This is a genomic window from Velocimicrobium porci (assembly GCF_009696045.1).
Classification (GTDB): domain Bacteria; phylum Bacillota; class Clostridia; order Lachnospirales; family Lachnospiraceae; genus Velocimicrobium; species Velocimicrobium porci.
Map to the genome: position 1 here is coordinate 290,940 of NZ_VUMT01000001.1, position 23,174 is coordinate 314,113.

Here is a 23,174-nt window from a genome sequence, read left to right on the forward strand (position 1 = left end):
CACTAATACTACGCAAATGTACTTATCTACAATTGCGTATAAGCAACAACACTAACTATCTAAAATCATATATTTTTTTAGAGCTTTCTCCTTTCCTTTTTACTTTCGCTTACAAGGATAAAATGATAGAATTATCAAAGAATTAACTTTTATAGTTTATAAATTTATATCTGTTTTTTTCATCTCCCATATGAATATAAAACAAATATTAAGAATATAATTTTTAGATTATTACTCCTATCACTTACGCTTTGTATATTCATCATAACACATTCTACTACCATTCGCAATCTATATTTTTCCTAATTTTTCCTGTCTCTTATATGCACTTTAACTATACCGAATGTTGAATAGGCGGTATAGTTATTACAAAAATGACCTCTTAAAAAGAGTAATTCATGAAGAATGATGGAAATAAAAACCACCAGTCCAGTGTAATATTATTAACTTAAGAAAAAATAGTTAAGTTTATAATATTACATCGAACCGGTGGTTCATAAAAAATACATGACTATTTAAACCGTACATCTTCTTTTTACAATCCGCTCAATTGGAATACAAGACAACTTACCAACCATCTGGTTTATTTTATTACTAGACAATACAAGGCATAATAATAAGGAGAAGCCAATTAGTAATACAACACCTGCCGAACTATCAAAAAAATCATAGATCGATGTGCAGTACTGTAATGTTTTTACAATTGCACCATGAGTCAAATAAATTCCCATTGTCCTTGAACCAATATAAGAAAACCAATATTGTTTCCTTGGTATAAGAACTGCAATCAAATAAATTACACCCGTTGCTATTACGTACAAAATACCTCTCTGAAGCCATCCATTTGATAACTCCATCTTTTCATAACTGTAACATGACTCAAAAAGATGAATGTCAATTGACTCACTAAATAAACAAAGCCACCCAAAAATACCTGCCAGTAAAATTCCTGCTGATATCTTTACAGATTTTTTATTTGCAAATTCCATAAACTTAGCCTTATCAAATTGATAGCCTAATAAAAAATATGGAAAGAATGTAATCATTCTTGATAACGATAAATACCTTCCAATACTATCATCAAACCCAGCTAAAATACCAATAAAAAATGCAATTGGCACAATTCCTTTTATCATAGACACCCTATCAATCACACATCGCCAAACAAATAAGGAAAGCAAAAACCATAATGTATAGTTTGGAGTAAACAGTGTAAAATCTGTTTCAACTTCCCATAAATAATTGGCCAAAAAGTAAAATCCTATTTGTGCAATTGTATACGGAACAATTAAACGTTTTACTAATTTTTCAAAGGAATTATGCTTGGAAAAATACCCCGAAACAAATGCAAAGGCCGGCATATGAAATAGATAAACTACCTTGCGGATAAAAAGGGCAAGAGACATATCGTTTCCCAATGGTTCTAAATAATGAGCCATTACAACTAAAAAAATAAGAAATGCCTTATAATTATCAAAATAACTGTCCCGCTTCATAATAATCTCCATTCCGCAGACGCATTGCGTCGGAGGAATCGCGAGCTGAATTTCAGATTCAGCTCTGCGATAAAAGCTATTTTGTGGCGCCTGCGGCACAAATAGCCGTGCGAAAAATAAGCTATCGGGCTTATTTTTCACACTATCTTACCTCACTTACAACGAACACATAATTTTTCAACAAAGCAAAACAATATTATTCTCTTTTTTTCCCCTTGTCAACAAAAAACACATAAAATTCAAATTATTATTCTATTTTCAGTTGATTTTCAATTCATTGTATCCTGTTTCCGGATCAAATTCTTCTTCAAATTTTATTTCCATAAGACCAAGTAGCACAACTTCGGCTGTTGTATTTACAATAGTTCCTTCCTTTAAATGACCTCCAATTGTAGTAAGGTCATTTTTACTTAATGAAATATGAAGATGTGTGCGTTTTTCTGAAACAGTCCCCGTTATCGAAACAATCTCCATATCTTCTTTTATTTCCCGAATTCTGACTCCACTGGCATCCCGTATTCTGGCATTTGAAACACAGCCAACTGCTGATAAAATAACTGCCGCTTCAATGTGATTTTTCTTAGCATAGTTTTTGATTTCACCTAAAAGATCATCGCCTCTGTGTAAACGAAACGCATACTCTTTCATCTATTTTCCATCCCATCTTAAATAATACTAAAATATAGTAATACAATACATCCTAAAACAATTCGATACCATCCGAACACTTTAAAATCATGCTTTTTAATATAATCCATTAAAAACCGTATAACTAGCACAGAAACAATAAATGCCACTAACATCCCTGTTATTAATATTGCCATTTCCATTCCGGTAAAGGAGGTACCAAATTTTAACACTTTAATCAAACTGGCTCCAAACATAACTGGAACTGCAAGAAAAAAGGTAAACTCTGCTGCCACCTTTCTTGAAACTCCAATTAAAATCGCTCCAAGTATTGTCGCTCCAGAACGGCTTGTACCCGGGAAAATAGCTGCAATCAATTGAAACATTCCTATAATAAACGCTGCCTGATATGTAATTTCTCCAATTGAATTAATTTTAGGCTTTAACGTTTCATTCCTATTCTCAATTACTAGAAATGCAACACCAAATATAATTAATGCCAGTGCTATCACCCAATAATTATAAAATAGTTCTTCAATTTCATCTCCCCATGCCAACTGAACAACTGCTGCCGGAATACAAGCTACTACAATTTTAAACCACATAATAAACGTATCTTGCTTTATAAAATTTTTTTCTTTCTTTGAAAATGGCCACAACTCATTCCAAAATAAAAGAACAACCGCCAAAATTGCTCCCAGCTGAATTACAACTTCAAACATACTCCAAAATGCTTCACTTACGTCCATGTGAATAAACTGCTGAAGTAAAATTAAATGTCCTGTACTACTGACCGGAAGCCACTCTGTAATACCTTCTACAATTCCAAAAATAACTGCATACAAAATATCTAACATTTTTCTTTACCTTTCTTTTTTTTACCTTGCTTAGTATACCATTGTTTTCCACAAAGTACAATAATAGGTTTATTAAAAATTCTTACAATATAATTACAATTATTGTATGTCCAAAACTAAAATCATATTCCACCTCTATTTCATATAAAAAAGACGAACTATTGTTTTTTCAACAAATAATCCGTCTTTCTCTTTTTTGTTGTATTCCATTCACAAGCTTCAATCAACTTTTATCTATTGTATGATTGAAGCCATTTGTAATAAACACAGCCCATTGTTTATTACAAAAGAATTCAACATAACAGCGAATTTTGGAGGTAATTAAATCCACTTTTATATTAACAATATATTATGATGTTGGGGTCAAAAGATATTTTGCCCCCTGATACTTACGGATGACTACGCACTTTGTGCTCCCGTCATCCTAAAAACATTCGAAATCCGCCCTGTACGGGCTACTTTCTCATGTTTTTACGGTTCTCAAAGTCATGCTTTTTCATGCCAGCATGAAAAGCATGACCTTTTGACCCTGGTATCATATTATGCCTTAGGACCTGCTTTCGCAATATGTTCCGGCATATTTGGGTATTTCTTAGCAAAATTTTCTTCAAACATTTTAGCAAGCTTTCTCGCAGCTTTGTCATATTCTTCTCTACTATCCCATGTATCACTAGGATTCATAATTTCAGAAGGTACTTCACTGCAAGACTGTGGAATATCCACATTAAAAATCTCATCATGCTTATATTCTGCCTGTTCTATTGTTCCATTTAAAGCAGCTGTAACCATTGCTCTTGTATATTTTAATTTCATACGGCTTCCAACACCATAAGGACCACCTGTCCATCCAGTATTGACTAAATATACCTTCGTATTATATTTTTCAATTCTCTCTCCAAGCATTTCCGCATATTTTGCCGGATTAAGTGGCATAAATGGTTCACCAAAACAAGTTGAAAACGTTGGTTGCGGCTCTGTTACACCACGTTCTGTTCCTGCAAGTTTCGATGTAAAACCAGTTACAAAATGATACATCGCTGCATTTTCATCTAAACGACTGATTGGAGGCAGTACACCAAAAGCATCTGCCGTAAGGAATATAATAACCTTCGGAATTCCTCCGACACCTGGAATTGCTGCATTTGAAATATATTCTATCGGATAACCTACTCTTGTATTATCCGTTAAACTGTTGTCATTATAATCGGGTTTTCTTGTTGCAGAATCCAAAATCACATTTTCTACTAAGCTTCCAAATCGAATTGCATTATAAATCTCCGGCTCTCCCTCCGGATCAAGATTAATACATTTTGCATAACAACCGCCCTCAAAATTGAAAATACCATGATTAGACCAGCCATGTTCATCATCACCAATTAGTTTTCTTTTTGGATCTGCCGATAACGTTGTTTTACCTGTACCAGAAAGTCCAAAAAAGATTGCGGTATCGCCTGTTTCTGGATCCATATTCGCTGAACAGTGCATTGGCAATACATCTTTTTCTATTGGCATCAAGTAATTCATAACAGAGAATACGCTTTTTTTAATCTCTCCTGAATATCTGGAACCTGCAATTAATACTAGTTTTTCCTCATAATTGACAATAATTGCTGCTTCACTATGAACACCATCCAATTCTGGAATACACTGAAAACCTGGTGCAACCATAATTGTAAAATCGGGTTCCCCGTAATTTTCCAACTGTTCTTCTGTTGGTCTAATTAATAATTGATGGATAAAAAGATTCTGACTTGCAAGTTCGTTTACAATACGGAATTTCTTTGTGCATACAGGATCTGCTCCTGCCATTCCATCAAATATAAAAATTTCTCTGTTTTGTAAGTATGCAGCCATTTTTTCCCTGATACGGTCAAATTTTTCTTTTGAGATTGGTCTGTTTACCTTGCCCCAAGCAATCGTATCATGCACTGCCTCTGTATCTACAATAAATTTATCCTCTGGAGATCGTCCTGTATATGCTCCTGTTGTAACAACCAAAGCTCCTGTATCACTTAATACACCTTCATTTCTTCTCAATGCAGCCTCTACCAGTTTAGCTGGAGTCAAATTTCTATATACTGCAGTTGGATGAATTATACCAAGTTTTTTAAGACCATATGTTTCCATTTCGATACCTCCTAATTATAATAAGAAAAGGCCCCTTATAATTAGCTATTTCCCCTTATTTAAAATAACCAATCTTTTTTCCTTTTCTTTTCTCGTTTATTATACTAAAATAATATCATTCAGAAAAATAATATTATCACATATCTATTATAACAAAATAACATGATAGATAAGAAAGGAGCAATATGCCTGCAAATTTTGAGTACTACAAAATCTTTTATTACGTTGCCAAATATAAAAATATTACTCAGGCAGCTAATGTTCTTATGTCCAGCCAGCCTTCCGTTACCCGCTCAATTCAAAACCTGGAACATGAACTAAATTGTCGTCTTTTTATACGTTCACGAAGAGGTGTGTCATTGACACCGGAAGGAGAATTATTATTTCAACACATTGCACCTGCCTGTGAACATATTTTAAAAGGAGAAGAGGAACTAGAAAGCGCATTAGATTTGCATGGAGGAACTGTATATATTGGAGCAACCGAAACAGGACTACACTGTTTTTTACTGGAACGGCTAAAACTATTTCATCAAAAATATCCGGGAGTGCACATCAAAATTTTAAATAATTCAACCCCCCAGGCGGTAGCTGACCTTCTAGCCGGTAAAACAGAACTGGCTGTTACTACAACACCTGCAGATATAGGAAAACATTTAAAATCAACCCGTGTGCAATCCTTTCATGATGTATTAGTTGCCGGAAAAGCTTTTTCTGATTTAAAGGACAAATCTTTTCACTTAAAAGATTTAAAACACCTGCCAATCATCGGACTTTCAAAAGGAACGATGACATATGCCTTTTATGAACAGCTCTTTTTATCTCATGGTTTAGAATTGAAAACAGACATTGAACTGGCTACATCAGATTTAATGCTTCCTGTCATTAAACATGACCTAGGAATTGGTTTTGTCCCAGAGGCTTTAGCAAAACCAGCTTTAGAAAGTGGAGAAATAATTGAAATCAAGTTGGAAGATTCTATTCCAGAACGACATATTTGTATCTTAAGAGATTTACAGCGTCCTTTAAGCGTCGCTGCAAGACAGTTATTAAAAATGTTGAAATAAGAATGCTTTTAAGTAACACCCTATAACAAAAAATTCGTTATACTAATTATTTTACCATTAGTATAACGAATTTTTATTTTAAATAAGAATTTAATAAATTAAAGTGTAATAATTCCAAATGTATTTAAAATCGAACTAATTAAAATTAATATAATTAAAATTGGTGCAACATATTTAATTATAACCGTATATATTTTCTTGCTTTTAAAAACAGATGATTCCTCTACTTCATCAATAATTGCCTTTGGTTTCACGATATAACCAACAAAAATACAAGTTAAGAATGCAACAATTGGCATTAAAATAGCATTACTGATAAAATCGAAGAAATCCAAAATTGACAAGTTCAAAATCTGAACCTCTGACCAAACTCCAAATCCTAGAGAAGATGGAATTCCGACTAAAAATGCCAAACCTGCTACAATCAGACAGGCGTTTATACGTTTTACCTTAAACTTATCCTGTATCACAGATACAATTGTTTCCATCAGGGAAATTGCTGAAGTTAGAGCTGCAAATAAAACTAATAAAAAGAACAATGTTCCAACAATATTTCCATATTTTAAATTACCAAAAACATCCGGCAATGTAATAAACATAAGACCGGCTCCAGCCGATAATTTGCTTTCATCCCCTCCAGAAAATGCAAAAACTGCTGGAATAATAATTAAGCCGGAAATAAACGCAATTGCGGTATCAAAAAATTCAATATTGCGGACAGATGCTTCCAAATTTTCCTTCTTTGAAACATAAAAACCATAAGTAACCATAATTCCCATTGCTAATGACATGGAATAAAAGAGTTGCCCCATTGCTGCCAATACTGCATTAAAAGAAAACCGACTCATATCAGGAATCAAATAATAGGCAACACCATCCATCGCGCCGTCCAATGTAAGTGTATATACTGCTAATCCAACTGACAACAATGCTAAAAATGGCATTAAAAATTTACTTGCTTTTTCAATTCCTTTTTCAACTCCAAGCATTACTATCAGCGCAGTAGCTAAAATAAATAAAGTAAACCAAAAAATAGGTTGAACAGTAGAAGAAATAAAACCTTGGAAATAGTCTCCATTCACAGTTCCTTTTGCCGGATTACAAACATAAGTTGAAAAATATTTTGCTACCCAGCCTCCAATAACACAATAATATGGAAAAATGATAATCGGCACGATGCTGGCCAAAATTCCTAAGAAATTAAACTTCTTATTCATCGATGAAAAAGCATATAATACACTTTTACCAGTTTTTCTGCCGATGGCAATTTCTGTTATCATCAATGTAAAACCAAATGTAACAGCCAAAATTAAATAAATCAATAAAAATGTTCCCCCACCATACTTTGCAGCTAAATAAGGAAATCTCCAAATGTTTCCAAGTCCCACCGCAGAACCAGCCGCCGCAAAAATAAAACCAATTCTGCTGGAAAAATTACTCTTTTTGTTCATAGCTCTTCTCCTCCGTATCATTAATCTAACTAAATACCTTTATTTCTCTCATCAATATTTAGATTATTTTATTATACAAAAAAAATAGCCTCATTTCCATTTTCAAAAAATAACAAAATATTCATGCTTTTTTCATTTTTTTTATCTTTTTTTAACAATTTTTAATCCTACAATTTTATTTTTTATATTTTTTCTCTTTTTCTCAAGTTTTATCAATATAAATCTGTTCTATGAAAAAATTTCACAACAAATCTGTAAGTCTATAAATTTTTTGTTATTTTTTTAACATCATTATAGGTTTTTTAACAAAGTCGTGCTATAATTAGCTTATGTTAAATATTAAAGGAGGTAGTTTTAATGAATTCATTAAAAGAAAAATATGGGGAATGGGGTATTATTCTTGGTGCAACTGAGGGAGTTGGAAAAGCAATTGCGGAAAAAATAGCAAAAGGCGGAATGAATGTTATTTTGGTAGGACGAAGAGAAGAAAAATTAAAAGAATTAGGCGCTGAAATCGAAAAAACTTATCAAGTTAAAAGTAAAGTAATTCGTGCCGATTTTTCTCTTTCGAACTGTACAGACGCTATCTTTGAAGCAACAAAAGATTTAGATATGGGCTTTATGTCTTATGTTGCCTGTCTGCATAGTTTCGGAAAACTACAAGATACCGATTGGGAAAAACATGAACAAATGATCAATGTTAATATTATAACATTTTTAAAATGTTTTTACCATTATATGGGTATTTTCGCAAAGCAAGACCGTGGTCTTATTTTAAATATTTCTTCTTTAACCGGTGTAACTTCTTCTCCATATAATGCACAATATGGTGCCGGAAAAGCGTACATAAAGAAATTAACAGAAGCTGTCGGCTATGAGGCAGAAAAAACCAATGTTGATGTCATGGTTGCAACTTTAGGCTCTACAATTACTCCATCCTGGCTACAAAACCAACCGGGCGGAGAAGCCGGTGAAGCTGCAATTAAAGCTGCCATGACAACCGAAGACACAATTGATGAAATTTTTGATAACATTGGTAAAGTACACAGTCTTGTTGTTGGAGAGCGCAATCGTAACTCTGTAAAACATTGGCAAACAGATATGACTGCCGATGAAGCTGCTGCTTATATGGGTAGATTCTACGAATAAAGCAACACTTTACCATTGCTCCTTTTCCTTATCTTTACTTTTTATCTCTTTTTGTAAATTCATATATTTATAAAAGCTACCACATTAACTAACTATAAAAGTCAATATGGTAGCTTTCGTTCATTTATTTAAATAAATAATTTACTTATATCGTAATTTTTTAATTATTTATTATTTAATGCTGCCTGTGCTGCTGCAAGACGTGCAATTGGTACACGGAATGGAGAACAAGATACATAGTTAAGTCCTACCTTATGGCAGAATTCTACGGAACTTGGATCACCACCATGTTCACCACAGATTCCTAACTTGATATTAGGTCTTGTCTTACGTCCTTTTTCTGCTGCCATCTGAACAAGTTGTCCAACACCTGTCTGGTCAAGTCTTGCAAATGGATCAGATTCATAAATTTTTGCTTTGTAATAAGAATCTAAGAATTTACCAGCATCATCACGGGAGAATCCAAATGTCATCTGTGTTAAATCATTTGTACCAAATGAGAAGAATTCAGCTTCCTCAGCAATCTGATCTGCTGTTAATGCAGCACGAGGAATTTCAATCATTGTACCGATATGATATTCAATGTCGGAATTCTTTTCTTTCTTAACTTGTTCTGCTGTTTCAACAACAACATCTTTTACATATTTTAATTCTTTCTTTTCGCCAACTAATGGAATCATGATTTCTGGCACGATATCGTATCCTTTTTCTTCTTTTACTTCAATCGCAGCTTCCATTACAGCTCTTGTCTGCATTTTAGCGATTTCTGGGTATGTAACAGCAAGACGGCATCCTCTGTGTCCCATCATTGGGTTGAATTCATGTAATTCATCACATTTAGCCTGTACTTGTTCCGGTGTTAATCCCATATCTTTTGCTAATTCAGCAATATCTTCTGGGTCTGTTGGTACAAACTCATGAAGAGGTGGATCTAAATAACGTACTGTCATTGGTTTTCCTTCCAAAACTTCATACATTGCCTTGAAGTCTGCTTTCTGGAAAGGAATTAATTCGTTCAATGCAGCCTCTCTTGCTTCTACTGTATCAGAAAGAATCATTTTACGAATCTTAGGAATTCTGTCTGCATCGAAGAACATATGCTCTGTACGGCAAAGACCAATACCTTCTGCTCCTAATTTAACAGCATTTTCTGTATCTGCCGGAGTATCTGCATTTGTTCTAACGGATAATGTTCTGAATTCATCAGCCCAAGCCATGATTCTTCCAAAGTTACCGCTTACGGAAGCTTCTACAGTCTTAATATCACCTAAGTAAATCTTTCCTGTAGAACCATCTAATGAAATGTAATCTCCTTCATGGATTGTTTCTCCACCAAGTTCGAATACTTTTGCTTCTTCATTAATCTTAATTTCTCCACAACCGGATACACATGCAGTACCCATACCACGAGCTACTACAGCAGCGTGAGATGTCATACCACCACGAACGGTTAAGATACCTTCTGATGCATGCATACCTTCGATATCTTCTGGAGATGTTTCAAGACGAACTAAGATAACTCTTTCGCCTTTTTCATGAGCAGCTTTTGCTTCATCAGCTGTAAAATATACTTTACCTGCTGCAGCACCTGGAGATGCTGGAAGAGCGGAACCGATAACCTGTCCTGCTTTTAATGCAGCTGCATCAAATGTTGGGTGAAGTAGCTGATCTAAAGATTTTGCTTCAATTCTTAAAACAGCCTCTTCTGGTGTAATCTTTCCTTCATCTACTAAATCACAAGCAATCTGGATAGCAGCTGGAGCTGTTCTCTTACCATTACGAGTCTGTAAGAAATATAGTTTACCTTCCTGAATTGTAAATTCCATATCCTGCATATCACGGTAATGATTTTCAAGCTTTGTAGCAATTTCCATAAATTCCTTGTAGCATTCTGGTAAATCTTCTGCTAATTTAGTAATAGGCTGTGGTGTACGAACACCGGCAACAACGTCCTCGCCTTGTGCATTAATTAAGTATTCACCATAAATACCTTTTTCACCAGTAGATGGATTACGAGTAAATGCAACACCTGTTCCTGATGTATCACCCATATTACCAAATACCATTGCCTGTACGTTTACAGCTGTTCCCCAATCGCCTGGGATATCATTCATACGTCTGTAAACGATAGCACGAGGGTTGTCCCATGAACGGAATACTGCTTTTACAGCTTCCATTAACTGAACCTTTGGTTCTTGTGGGAAATCTTCCCCATTCATAGCATCTTTATATACTTTTTTAAAGCGAACGATTAATTCTTTTAAATCGTCTGCTGTTAATTCTGTATCAAATTTAACACCTTTTTCTTCTTTTAATTCATCAATGATTTTTTCAAAGTAAGATTTTGGTACTTCCATAACTACATCTGAGAACATCTGAATAAATCTTCTATAGGAATCATATGCGAATCTTGGATTACCAGTTTTCTTAGCAAAGCCTTCTACAGCTACATCGTTAAGACCCAAGTTAAGAATTGTATCCATCATACCAGGCATAGAAGCCCTAGCTCCAGAACGAACAGAAACTAATAACGGATCCTCTGTATCTCCAAAAGTTTTTCCTTGAATTTTTTCTAATTCAGCAAGTGCATCAAAGATTTGCCCTTTGATTTCGTCTGTAATTTGTTTACCACTATTGTAATAATCTGTACATGCCTCTGTTGTTACTGTGAAACCCTGAGGAATTGGAAGTCCTAAGTTAGTCATTTCTGCTAAGTTAGCACCTTTTCCACCAAGGAGGTTTCTCATGTCAGCATTACCCTCTTTAAACAAATAAACCCATTTTGCCATCTTACATATCCTCCTAAAATATTAATACATAGATTCGATTGACGATGTATAAAATTTCATCCCAACCGCTCTTTGCCATTATAACACAAACTGCCTAATTAAGAAAAGGTTTTTTTTAAATTTTTTGACATTTTATCTTGAATTAACTTTCTTTTCAAATTCTTCTGCTCCCGTAGACCTAGAAAAACAAAAACGTTGAGTCATATTATACCTAAATTTTCTCAGATTTTCCATTGATTGGATTCGCTTACATTCTCACAGATTGTTTTAAGATGTACGATTTTTGCAAATTTACTCATTCTTTCTGATTACCAAAAAAAGAACCAGACTTCTTACAAATATTAAAATAACTTTTTGTAAAAAGTCTGGTTCTACGTTATTACCAGTATTTAGAAATTAAATTTTTCTTCAAAATATGCCTTTAACTCTGAAATTTTAATTCTTTCCTGCTCCATAGTATCACGGTCACGGACAGTAACTGCTCCATCTTCTTCTGACTCGAAATCGTAAGTAATACAGAATGGCGTACCAATTTCATCCTGTCTTCTATATCTTTTTCCAATATTTCCTCTTTCGTCAAATTCGCAGTTATAGTATTTGCTTAATTCAGCATACACCTTTTCTGCTCCTTCTGATAATTTTTTAGATAAAGGCAATACACCAATCTTAACAGGTGCAAGTGCAGGATGGAAATGAAGTACTGTACGAGTATCTCCACCTTCTAACTCCTCTTCATCATAAGCACCACAAAGGAACGCAAGAGTTACACGGTCTGCACCCAACGATGGCTCGATTACATATGGCACATATTTTATCTTCTTTTCATCATCAAAATAATCCATTGGTTCACCGGATACATTTTGATGCTGTGTTAAGTCATAGTCGGTACGATCTGCAATTCCCCATAATTCGCCCCACCCAAATGGGAATAAGAATTCAATGTCACTTGTTGCTTTACTATAAAAAGAAAGCTCTGCCTGTTCATGGTCACGAACACGCATTTCTTCTTCTTTCATACCGAGGTCTTTTAACCAATTAATGCAATAATTTTTCCAGTATTCAAACCATTCTAAATCCGTATCCGGCTCACAGAAAAACTCTAATTCCATCTGTTCAAATTCTCTTGTACGGAATGTAAAGTTACCCGGTGTAATTTCGTTTCGGAAAGATTTACCAATCTGACCAATTCCAAACGGAATCTTCTTTCTGGATGTTCTTTGTACATTTTTAAAGTTAACAAATATTCCTTGTGCCGTTTCCGGTCTTAAATATACTGTATTTTTTGCATCCTCTGTAACGCCCTGGAATGTTTTAAACATAAGATTAAATTGGCGAATTTCCGTAAAGTTGTGTTTTCCACAACTTGGGCATACAATATTATGTTCTTCAATATAAGATGCCATTTCCTCATTTGACCAGGCATCTACACTTCCTTCTATTTCAATTCCATTCTCATTCATGTAATCTTCAATTATTTTATCCGCACGGAATCGTTCATGACATTCTTTACAATCCATAAGCGGATCAGAAAAACTTCCCAAATGTCCGGAAGCAATCCATGTCTGTGGATTCATAAGAATTGCACAGTCAACTCCGACATTATATGGATTCTCCTGAATAAATTTTTTCCACCATGCTTTTTTAACATTATTTTTAAGTTCAACGCCAAGATTTCCATAATCCCATGTATTCGCAAGACCACCATAAATTTCAGAACCAGGATATACAAATCCTCTTGCCTTTGCTAATGCAACAATTTTTTCCATTGACTTTTCCATTTCGCTATCTACCTCTCTGTTTCTTTTCTAATTGTTTTCGTTTCATTCACTACTTATATACTATAATTGAAGTTTCTTCTGCCGATGTATGTACCGATTTATTATTATAAACTGTACAATTTACATAATAGTAAATCTTCCCACTCACTCTTACATCATACTCTTCATTTAAGACTAATACGTGATAATCTGAATTTTCCTCTACTGTTTTTTTTGAAACAAATTCACCATCTTTTACCTGCTTTAATTTTCCCGGAAAAGCTCCCTGCTTTGCCGCTTCCTCCACAGTAAAGTACTCCGCCTCTACCTTGTTCAATGCCTTATAATCATCCATACCTTTATACTTGAATACTACCTTGGCAATCTTATCTTCTACCAAAAATGAATCTACCAAAAATGAATCTTTACCATTTTCACTATTATAACTATCCGCTGCATCTTGCAAATATTGCTCTAGTTCTGTTTTGTCATAATAACTTTTGTCAAATGCTTCTACAATCCCTGAACAAATCTCTCCAGACCGGTTTATTGAAAATGTATTTTTCTCCAGTTCTTCCGCCTTCAAATTAAGACTTGCATCAGAACAGCCGGTAAAAAATAAGGCACACAAAGTAAGACAGGCATAAAGCTTCCATTTCCTCATACGTTCCCTCCAAGGTGCTTTATCAGCCTAAGTTTACTCATAATCTTTTATATTGTAACCTTTTATACATATTTTTTCAACATATTTGTAAAAGTTATCTTATTTTAAAATACCTGCAACATTTCTAACGCCTTAAAATTATGATTTATGTAAATTTTCAAATAGTCTTCTGCAATTTTTTGTAATTCCTTTAACACACTTTGTTTTACCGTAAAAGTATAAAGCTTCTCTACCGGAGTTGCTACAATAAACTGTAGTGCATAAAGTGCGGCGGGAGATAGTTTTACATTCGAATACAAAAACTTTTTCTGACATTCCCTACATAATAATCCACCAGCAAAAGAACTAAATACCATTTTTTCTTCATCAATACCACACTTTACACATTCAAATACTTGAGGTGCCTCACCGTTCAAACAGAGAATCTTGATTTCAAAAATAGCACGAATAAGAGGATTTGGTATCGCTTCTGTTGTAATCGCACGTAAAGTCTGATACAACAGTTTTAAAATTTCTATCTCATCTTGATTTTCATGCGTCATATATTCTACAAATTCACAAAAATAAAATCCATAGCAGGCACCTTCTAAGTCATCTCTCAGCTGTTCAAAATAATTTCTTATTTCCGCTGATACGATTGTATAGGAATTGCGCCCCTGATAGATTTGAAACTCTCCAAATGCAAATGGCTGACTGCCTGCAAGCAAGGTGCAATTAGGCTTTCTTGCACCTTTTGCAAATGCAGCAATCTTACCGTACTCTTTTGTTAATAAAACTAGACGCTTATCGTAATCGCCAACAGGCATGGCTGACAAGACCATTCCCAGTACAGTTTCCTGATTCATCTAAAGATTCACTCTCTTCTTTCTCTTGTGCCTGCCACTCTTCACTGGCACACGCATAATTCAAATAATCATTGATACTTCCTGTCCGTTCAAACTGTTTCCAATAATCGGAAAGATTCATTTTGTGAGCCCCCTATCTTGTTTCATCCATTCCTGTAATGTTTCAATAATAGGTTCTCCACTTTTTCTTTCTCTATACAAAAGACTAAATTTCTTTTTTATTGTATCCATAATTTTTCATCAAAAAGTCACTATCTCTCCAATCCTTTTTGACTTTAACCCATATTTTCAGATTAACTTTAATATCAAGAAGATTTTCAATTTCAATGCGGGCATCTGTTCCGATTGCTTTTAACATAGAGCCTTGCTTTCCAATTATAATTCCTTTATGGGAATCCCGTTCGCACACAATTGTCGCATCAATATCAACAATCCTTCCATGCTGTCTTGTTTTCATCGAATCGATTGCAACTGCAATTCCATGTGGTATTTCATCATCCAGACGACGCAATGCCTTTTCACGAATCAGCTCTGCCACAATCTGACGTTCCGGTTGATCTGTTATCGTATCCTCATCATAGTACATTGGTCCTTCTGGCAAATGCTTAAAAATCGTGTCTAACAACTCGTCTGTGTTCTCTCCGTTTATCGCAGACACTGGAACAATATCTTCAAATTTGCAAATATCCTTATAAGCATCAATAAACGTAAGAATCTCTTCTTTTTTTACCGTGTCAATCTTATTAATTACAAGAACAACCGGTGTATTGGTTTTTGAAAGCTGCTCTGCAATATGACGCTCTCCTGCTCCAATAAATGTTGTCGGCTCTACAAGCCATAAAATTACATCAACCTCGTTCAGAGTTCTCTCTGCAACCGTCACCATATATTCACCAAGCTTGTTTTTTGCTTTGTGAATTCCTGGTGTATCAAGAAAAATAATTTGTCCTTTTTCTCCTGTATAAACCGTCTGAATCCGATTTCTTGTTGTCTGTGGCTTACTGGATGTAATCGCAATCTTCATTCCAATAAGCTGATTCATCAAGGTTGATTTTCCTACATTTGGTCTTCCGATTAGTGTAACAAATCCTGATTTAAAGCTTTCTTTCATTTCATTCTCCTTTGTTCTCTTATCGAAGTAAATTGGTCACTTCTTTGAATAATTCTCTGTTATCCTCAATCTGATTTTCACTTCCAATAACACAAATATTACCGGCATCATAAATTGCCTTTACAACGTCAGCAGTCGCTCTGATTTTCTCTTTTGTTGTTGCTAATACTTCATCTCTCTCTTTTTGTAAAAATGCTTCATCTACATCGCACATATAAGCCCCAAAGGAACGACTTCCCTTCATTGCAGGAGTAAGCGGTGTATCCAACCCACTAATTGTTCCAATAATATATTTTGTCATATCTCTGTCATCTATTTCAAAATTCTTTACAAAGTCATAAACACCTGCATAAACTTCGTCTGTTTCTTTTAACTTAGGATCTCTATAAGAAGTAAAATATCCCTTTCCGTCATATGAAAATCCACACATACATCCATATGCACCACCTTTTACACGAATCATATTCCACAGATAGTCATAGCTTAAAATTGTTTTTAATACCTTTAAGGAACCTGTATATGCAGCTCCATTCTCCATATAATTTCCACACCGTGCAACATATTGTACCTGCCCTGGTGTTTTAAAGCCTTCATTTTTGCAAACCAATTCTTCTTTTTCTAACACTTTCGCATTTTTCGTACCCGTAAGGCTGGCAATAAATTTACTAAGCTCTGGTTCAATAAACGAATATCCTTTTTCATCGGCTGTAAAACTTACAATTAAATTATCTGTGCGGAAAATGCAAGAAAGCCAATAAGACAATTCCTTAATAATCGTATCTTTTTTCTCTTCAAAATTTTGTGTCCAGTCCGAAATTGTCTGATAGTATCCAATTCCACTGGAATTATCATCAAACAAATCACTTTCAGAGAAATAAGACATTGCACGATTTACCGCTGTCGAATGTCCTCTGGAATTCAATTTCATTTCCATTCTTGATTTTGTTTCCTCAAGAATTTCTTTTAATCGCTTCTCATCATCCAATTTTGTATTTTCCAGTATCTCATGAATTAGTTCAAACATTTTTGGTATTTTATCAAATAAAGCTTTTGCTTTCAATTCAAAACGTGCAGAATAGACGCCTTTTTCGCCTCTCTGGTTATAAATATTAATAACCGCCCCAATTCCACCTGTGTGAACATTAATTTCATTTGCCAGTTCAAGGAAACTATAATGTTCTGTATCTACATAACCAAGTACTGTTGATAATAGTCCCAAATAAGGTGCTGCTTTACCTAAATCAGAAATATCAAAACTTAATTTCAAGTATCCAATTCCATTCGTATATACATTATGATGGAGCACCTTTACTCCATTTACTTCTTTTTCCTTGTTATACAAAGGATGTATCCCTTTTCCAATATCATCAATTGAAAGAAGCGGTATCTTTTCCAATTCTTCCTTTGTAGATGGAGTTTCTTCATATTCATGAAGCTTTTTCGTATCCTCTATTAATTGTGCAATTTCTTCTTTTGATAAAGAAGCTTTATATTCCGCTAATTTTTGCTTCAATTCATATTCTTTTTGCATTGTAAGTCCAATCTTTGGTTTTACAATAACAAGAGAACTGTGTGTATTTTCAATTAAATATGTTTTTATCAAATTTTCATAATAACCGGTTCCTACCAATTGTTTTAAAAATTCAAATGTCTTATTGGCACAAATATGGATAAATGGTTTTGTATCATCATAAAGCCAGCTGTCTAAAATTTGAATTCCATACATTAACCCTTTTGGGAACTGACCAAAATCAGCTTCACGATATTTAAATTCATAATAATTAATACCTGCTCTTAATGATTTTTCATCTAATCCATTTTCCACGATTTCTTCTAAGGCATTTTTGATTACTTTTACAAATTCCTCTTTTTGTTCCAAGTCTGCATTTTTTGTAATAATGGAAAAGATTGGCTGGTAAATTCCATTATCATAAGAACTAAATACGTCTTTTCCAATTCCTTTATCTAAAAGTGCCTGTTTTAATGGTGCTCCCGGTGCAGATAATAATACATAATCAAGCACTTGGAATGCAAGATATAATTCCTTATCAAGACTTGTTCCGATTACCATATTATAACTTAAGTAAGTCTTTCCCTTTTCATCCTCACCTTCTGCAATTGAGTATTCTTCCACAACCTCTCTTGTATGTTCAAATGGTTCCTGTCTTGTAATTTCTGAATCTACGGTTACATTTTCGAATTTACTTAAATAGTGTTCGTCTAAAAAGTTAAGTCTTTCCTCTACATCCATATCACCATATAAATAGATGTAGCTATTGGAAGCATGATAATATTTACGATGGAAATCCAAAAACTGCTCATAAGTAAGTTCCGGTATCACATCCGGATCACCGCCTGACTCACAGGCATAAGTAGTATCCGGCAATAATGACTGCTGAATCAAACGATATAGTTGTTGTTCTGGTGAGGAAAATGCCCCCTTCATTTCATTATAAACAACACCATTATATTGTAATTCTCCGTCTTCACTATCTAATTCATAATGCCAGCCCTCCTGCTTAAAAATCTCTTCTTTCTGATAAATATTAGGATAGAACACAGCATCTAAATATACATGCATTAAATTATTAAAGTCCTTCTGATTACAACTTGCCAATGGATATATCGTTTTATCCGGATAAGTCATTGCATTTAAAAATGTATTTAAAGATCCTTTTGTCAATTCAATAAACGGATCTTTCGCAGGAAATTCTTTCGAACCACAAAGTACTGTATGTTCAATAATATGAGGAACTCCCGTGGAATCTGCAGGTGTCGTGCGGAATCCAATCGAAAATACTTTATTTTCATCTTCATTTGACAGAACAATAACCCTTGCCCCACTTTTTTTATGCCTTAAAATAAGTCCAAGACTCTGAAGTTCTTCTAATTGTTCTTCTTTTATAAGCTCATAATTCTCTAAATCTTTTATCTGGTCTGACATAATAATCTCCTTATATTTTCTTTCTATATTCTTCTCATTCCATGTGCCGTTTAAACATGAGGTTTTGATTTATAGTATAACACATGTTTTTCATTTATACAAAAGCTGTTTTATAGAATATGTTAAACTACAGTTATTGTATGAAATTTTATTCATACAATATCCATAAAAAATTGACTTTTTTATGGCAATATGTTACATTTAAATGGCAGCAAAATTGCTGTAGAAATTATAGTTCTAGGAGGCTTTCACAATGAAAGGTACAGTAAAATGGTTTAATGCTAAAAAAGGATTTGGATTCATCTCTGATGAAGAAGGAAAAGACGTATTCGTTCATTTTTCCGCATTACAGATGGACGGCTTCAAAGTTTTAAACGAAAATGAAGAAGTTGAATTCGACATCATTGATGGAGAAAAGGGTCCTCAAGCAGCAAACGTTGTAAAATTAGCATAATTTATAATTTTACAATTATGATTTTGTCCTATAGAGGGGATAGTCACAAAGTTATAATCGAGCATAAATCATATAACTGTTCTTATATAGATTCAATTTCTAATATTATGAAAAGTTATTTTGGAAGGTATTATGTTCTTGGGTTGTAACAATGAAGTGCAGTAATGCAGTAAATAATGAAGGGACTGTCGTGCTAATTAGTGCGATGGTCTTTTTATTTTTTTGTAGATATTTTTTGCTAAAACGGATATTATAAAAAGGAAGTTATTTTTTTAATGAATACAAACGAAAAATACGGAGGATATTATGGCATATGAAATAATAGTATTGGACTTGGACGGAACTCTTACTAATTCGCATAAAAAAATTACCCCTAAAACAAAAGAGCTTCTATTTCAAATTCAGGAAGATGGTATCAAAGTTGTTCTTGCCTCTGGCAGACCTACTACCGGAATTGTTAATCTGGCAGATGAACTTTGCCTGGACAAATATGGTGGTTATATTCTTTCTTTTAATGGTGCAAAAATTATAAATTATGAAACAAAGGATGTAATCTATAATTCAACGCTTCCAAGTGAATTACTGCCAGCCATTTATGAAACAGCACGAAATGAAGGGGTTGGAATTTTAACTTATAAGGATGACATTATTTTACTTGGGAATGGAATGGATGAATATAATCAATTAGAATCAAAAATTAATGGAATTCCTCTGAAAGAAGCAGATGACTTTTTAATAGAGATTTCAACGACTAAATTAAATAAGTGTCTTTTAACAGGGAAACCAGAGCATATGGCTATTGTTGAAGAGCATTACAAAGAACAGTTTGGTAACCTGTTAAATATTTACCGGTCCGAGCCTTTTTTCTTAGAAATTATGCCCCCAAACATTGATAAAGCCTACTCCCTCTCAAAGCTTTTGAAACATCTTGGTTTATCAAGAAAACAAATGATTTGCTGTGGTGATGGATTTAATGATTTATCAATGATTCAATATGCCGGTCTTGGCGTTGCCATGGAAAATGCACAGCCAGCCGTAAAAAAGGCTGCAGATTTTATTACCCTCTCAAATGATGAAGATGGAATTGCACATGTCATTCAACAGTTTATTTTATCTATGATTGATAATCTTTCTTAATATGATCCAAAAACGGCGTACCAATTATGTTACGCCGTTTTCTCAAAATGCTGGTAATCTTTTAAACTATTCCATTCTCCACCCCATGTAAATCCATATTTTTTAAATGTCTTATAACAAAAATCATTTTTATCTATTTTATAAGAAAATTGTTTTTTTCGATTTGCATAAACAGTTCCAGCACTTGGCTCAACTACTGTTACTCCATTTCTTGTACGCACGCATGGATTATACAATGGGTTTATATCAATTGCCAACCCTTTACTATGGTTAGACAATGTTTTCTTTCCTTTAATTGTTCTGTAATTAAAACAGCTTGTATTATTAGCTGTCATTGACGCCTCATCTTCTGCATTATAGTTATCAATCAGCTCCACTCTCTCAATTGGATATTTCTTATTATATAACTCTTTAAAAACAGCAATCGTATCTTTTTCTATTTTCTTATTTACAATCAATTCCCCAACATGCGATTTTTTATCAAAACCATAGTATAAAATTTGTATATACCTTAAATCATTTTTGGGTATTACACAATCTTTTTTATAAGATTTTTTATAAATTCTCTTCCATACAGAATCTGTTATCTTTGAAGAATAAAACAGTTTTTCTTTCCCTATTACTTTAATTTCCTGCGTTGTCAAAACAGTTCCGGCAGGTTTTGATTTAATCTGTTTTTTTGTTACACTCGCTGGCTTATTTTGAATTGATTTAGCATCTGCTTTATCTGTGACCCTCTCCACTATGTTAAGATTAGCTTCAGTCTTCCCCTGATAACCGTAAATTCCAAAACATAAAATACACAAACCACTTAATAAAGCAATCTTTCCTTTCATTATATCCATCCTCATTATTTCCTAAATAGCTTTTTTACTAGTCTACCCCTCTTTCTTACAAAACACAAGTAAAAAATAAAAGAGCCCACTCTATAACTGTTCAATCGTTATAAAGTGGTACTCCCTATACATTACTTTAAAATATTACACTATTTATATCTGTTTCATAACAACTTCCATGATACAATTAATAGCCAAGATAATAATGAAGTTATCATATAATCTATTTAATGTCTAAAATGACGCATTCCTGTGAATACCATTGCAATTCCATATTCGTTACATTTTTTAATTGAATCTTCATCACGTACAGATCCACCTGGCTGAATGATAGCTGTAATACCCGCTTCATGAGCTGCTTCTACACAATCATCAAACGGGAAGAAAGCATCGGAAGCTAATACACATCCTTTTGCTGCACCTTCGCCAATCAACTCCTCAGCATGCTCAAAGCTTTGTTTTGCTGCCCAAATTCGGTTCACCTGACCCGGTCCGATTCCAACAGACTGTTTATTTTTAGCAATTGCAATTCCGTTTGATTTCACATATTTTACAACTCTCCATGCAAATTTTAAATCTTCCATCTCTTTTTCACTTGGAGCCCGATCAGTCACCACTTTTAAATTTTCATCTACGAAAAGTTCACTGTCTATTGTTTGTACAATTAAGCCACCATTTACTTTCTTTAAATCATAGGCATGTTTTTCCTGAGGTACTTGAATATCCGGTAATAAAAGTACTCTTAAATTTTTCTTTTCTTTCAAAATTTCAAGTGCTTCTTTTTCATATCCAGGTGCAACAATGACTTCTAAGAAAATCTTTGCCATCTTCTCTGCCAGTGATTTTGTAACTTCACGATTGATAACAACAATTCCTCCAAAAATAGATACATTATCAGCATCATAAGCTTTATCCCATGCTTCTTCAATTGTTTCTGCACTTCCAACACCACAAGGATTACCATGTTTACATGCAACCACGGTTGGCTCTGTAAATTCCTTTAATAATTCTAACGCTCCATTTGTATCATTGATATTATTAAATGATAATTCTTTTCCATTCAACTGCTCTGCTTCTACAAGAGAACCACATTTTTTCCCAATTTCACGATAAAATGCTGCTTTTTGATGAGGATTTTCGCCATATCTCATGTCCTGAACTTTTTCAAATGTCATTGTCAAAGTTTCCGGTAGCTCATAATCTTCTCTTTGCTTTTTCAAATAATCAGCAATCATCGTATCATAATTTGAAGTATGCATAAATACCTTCTGCATTAAATAAAACTTTGTATCCAAAGAAACTTCTTTGTTCTCTTTCAATTCAAAAAGTACCTTTTCATAATCTCCAGGATCCACTACAACTGTAACGTCCTGATAGTTTTTCGCAGCAGAACGAAGCATAGTAGGTCCGCCAATATCTATATTTTCAACAGCTTCAGCTCTGGTTACTCCCTCTTTTAAAATCGTTTGTTTAAAAGGATATAAGTTAACAATAACCATATCAATTGTTTCGATATTCAGTTCTTCTAATTGCTTCATATGTTCCGGTTTGCTTCTCATCGCCAAAAGCCCTGCATGTACAATAGGGTGAAGTGTTTTTACTCTTCCGTCTAAACATTCCGGGAATCCTGTCAATTCAGAAATCTCAATTGCCTGAATTTTCGCTTCTTTTAGCTTTGCATATGTACCTCCCGTTGAAATAATCTCAATCCCTAGCTCTGTTAATTCCCTTGCAAATTCGACAATGCCAGTTTTGTCAGATACACTTATTAATGCTCTCATACGATTCTCCTTTAAATAAAAACAATTTTTATGCATCAGAAAAACCGCCCGGGTAACCTTTTGCTATTACATACAGTAATAC

At 33.9% G+C, this 23,174-nt stretch carries 18 protein-coding genes; 4 read left to right on the top strand and 14 right to left on the bottom strand.

Features of this window, described 5'->3' with window-relative positions; all coding sequences use genetic code 11:
* Positions 1-515: 515 nt before the first annotated feature.
* The 4 genes from FYJ58_RS01280 to pckA form a co-directional block, all read right to left on the bottom strand.
* Entirely contained in the window at positions 516-1,496 is a 981-nt protein-coding gene (locus FYJ58_RS01280; RefSeq protein WP_205839123.1) for an acyltransferase family protein, read from the bottom strand.
* Positions 1,497-1,754: 258 nt separating this feature from the next.
* A complete protein-coding gene (locus FYJ58_RS01285; RefSeq protein ID WP_154516071.1) occupies positions 1,755-2,144 on the bottom strand; it encodes a PPC domain-containing DNA-binding protein in 390 nt (129 codons plus the stop codon).
* A 17-nt stretch (positions 2,145-2,161) separates the two neighbouring features.
* Positions 2,162-2,980, bottom strand: a complete 819-nt coding sequence (locus tag FYJ58_RS01290) for an undecaprenyl-diphosphate phosphatase (protein WP_154516074.1) — start codon at positions 2,978-2,980, stop codon at positions 2,162-2,164.
* 540 nt (positions 2,981-3,520) lie between these two features.
* On the bottom strand, positions 3,521-5,107 hold the full coding sequence (pckA, locus tag FYJ58_RS01295) for a phosphoenolpyruvate carboxykinase (ATP) (protein ID WP_154516077.1): 1,587 nt from the start codon (positions 5,105-5,107) through the stop codon (positions 3,521-3,523).
* Positions 5,108-5,292: 185 nt separating this feature from the next.
* Between pckA and FYJ58_RS01300 the strand changes: the two genes are divergently transcribed.
* On the top strand, positions 5,293-6,174 hold the full coding sequence (locus tag FYJ58_RS01300) for a LysR family transcriptional regulator (RefSeq protein WP_154516080.1): 882 nt from the start codon (positions 5,293-5,295) through the stop codon (positions 6,172-6,174).
* Between the two features lie 98 nt (positions 6,175-6,272).
* Here FYJ58_RS01300 and FYJ58_RS01305 read toward each other — a convergent pair whose 3' ends face one another.
* On the bottom strand, positions 6,273-7,625 hold the full coding sequence (locus tag FYJ58_RS01305; RefSeq protein WP_154516083.1) for a sodium-dependent transporter: 1,353 nt from the start codon (positions 7,623-7,625) through the stop codon (positions 6,273-6,275).
* A 357-nt stretch (positions 7,626-7,982) separates the two neighbouring features.
* Here FYJ58_RS01305 and FYJ58_RS01310 point away from each other — a divergent pair, with 357 nt between their 5' ends.
* Positions 7,983-8,774, top strand: a complete 792-nt coding sequence (locus FYJ58_RS01310; RefSeq protein ID WP_154516086.1) for a 7beta-hydroxysteroid dehydrogenase — start codon at positions 7,983-7,985, stop codon at positions 8,772-8,774.
* Positions 8,775-8,938: 164 nt separating this feature from the next.
* On the opposite strand, the gene ppdK is transcribed toward FYJ58_RS01310, so the two are convergent.
* The 7 genes from ppdK to FYJ58_RS01345 all read right to left on the bottom strand — a co-directional run bounded on the left by ppdK (position 8,939) and on the right by FYJ58_RS01345 (position 18,884).
* Positions 8,939-11,563, bottom strand: coding sequence for a pyruvate, phosphate dikinase (gene ppdK, locus FYJ58_RS01315; protein ID WP_154516089.1), 2,625 nt, complete (start codon positions 11,561-11,563; stop codon positions 8,939-8,941).
* Between the two features lie 389 nt (positions 11,564-11,952).
* Positions 11,953-13,341 (bottom strand): glycine--tRNA ligase, encoded by a 1,389-nt coding sequence (locus FYJ58_RS01320; protein WP_154516092.1) that lies wholly within the window; start codon positions 13,339-13,341, stop codon positions 11,953-11,955.
* A 49-nt stretch (positions 13,342-13,390) separates the two neighbouring features.
* Positions 13,391-13,984: a hypothetical protein gene (locus tag FYJ58_RS01325; RefSeq protein ID WP_154516095.1), complete on the bottom strand. Its 594-nt coding sequence runs from the start codon at positions 13,982-13,984 to the stop codon at positions 13,391-13,393.
* 104 nt (positions 13,985-14,088) lie between these two features.
* A complete protein-coding gene (gene recO / locus FYJ58_RS01330) occupies positions 14,089-14,829 on the bottom strand; it encodes a DNA repair protein RecO (protein WP_154516098.1) in 741 nt (246 codons plus the stop codon).
* Positions 14,768-14,950 (bottom strand): hypothetical protein, encoded by a 183-nt coding sequence (locus tag FYJ58_RS01335; protein ID WP_154516101.1) that lies wholly within the window; start codon positions 14,948-14,950, stop codon positions 14,768-14,770. The genes recO and FYJ58_RS01335 overlap by 62 nt, the downstream gene beginning before the upstream one ends.
* 84 nt (positions 14,951-15,034) lie before the next feature.
* The gene (gene era / locus FYJ58_RS01340; RefSeq protein ID WP_154516104.1) at positions 15,035-15,940 is read right to left on the bottom strand and encodes a GTPase Era; all 906 of its coding nucleotides are present in this window, start codon (positions 15,938-15,940) and stop codon (positions 15,035-15,037) included.
* A 19-nt stretch (positions 15,941-15,959) separates the two neighbouring features.
* Positions 15,960-18,884, bottom strand: a complete 2,925-nt coding sequence (locus tag FYJ58_RS01345) for an insulinase family protein (RefSeq protein WP_154516107.1) — start codon at positions 18,882-18,884, stop codon at positions 15,960-15,962.
* Positions 18,885-19,137: 253 nt separating this feature from the next.
* Between FYJ58_RS01345 and FYJ58_RS01350 the strand changes: the two genes are divergently transcribed.
* Complete coding sequence (locus FYJ58_RS01350; protein WP_154516110.1) at positions 19,138-19,338, top strand: cold shock domain-containing protein; 201 nt, start codon at positions 19,138-19,140, stop codon at positions 19,336-19,338.
* A 306-nt stretch (positions 19,339-19,644) separates the two neighbouring features.
* Complete coding sequence (locus FYJ58_RS01355) at positions 19,645-20,475, top strand: Cof-type HAD-IIB family hydrolase (protein WP_154516113.1); 831 nt, start codon at positions 19,645-19,647, stop codon at positions 20,473-20,475.
* 29 nt (positions 20,476-20,504) lie between these two features.
* Here the strand turns inward: FYJ58_RS01355 and FYJ58_RS01360 are convergent, their stop codons facing one another.
* Together FYJ58_RS01360 and purH are read right to left on the bottom strand one after the other, a co-directional pair.
* The gene (locus tag FYJ58_RS01360; RefSeq protein WP_235912521.1) at positions 20,505-21,320 is read right to left on the bottom strand and encodes a M15 family metallopeptidase; all 816 of its coding nucleotides are present in this window, start codon (positions 21,318-21,320) and stop codon (positions 20,505-20,507) included.
* A gap of 218 nt (positions 21,321-21,538) precedes the next feature.
* Positions 21,539-23,092 (bottom strand): bifunctional phosphoribosylaminoimidazolecarboxamide formyltransferase/IMP cyclohydrolase, encoded by a 1,554-nt coding sequence (purH, locus tag FYJ58_RS01365; protein ID WP_154516116.1) that lies wholly within the window; start codon positions 23,090-23,092, stop codon positions 21,539-21,541.
* Positions 23,093-23,174: the final 82 nt, after the last annotated feature.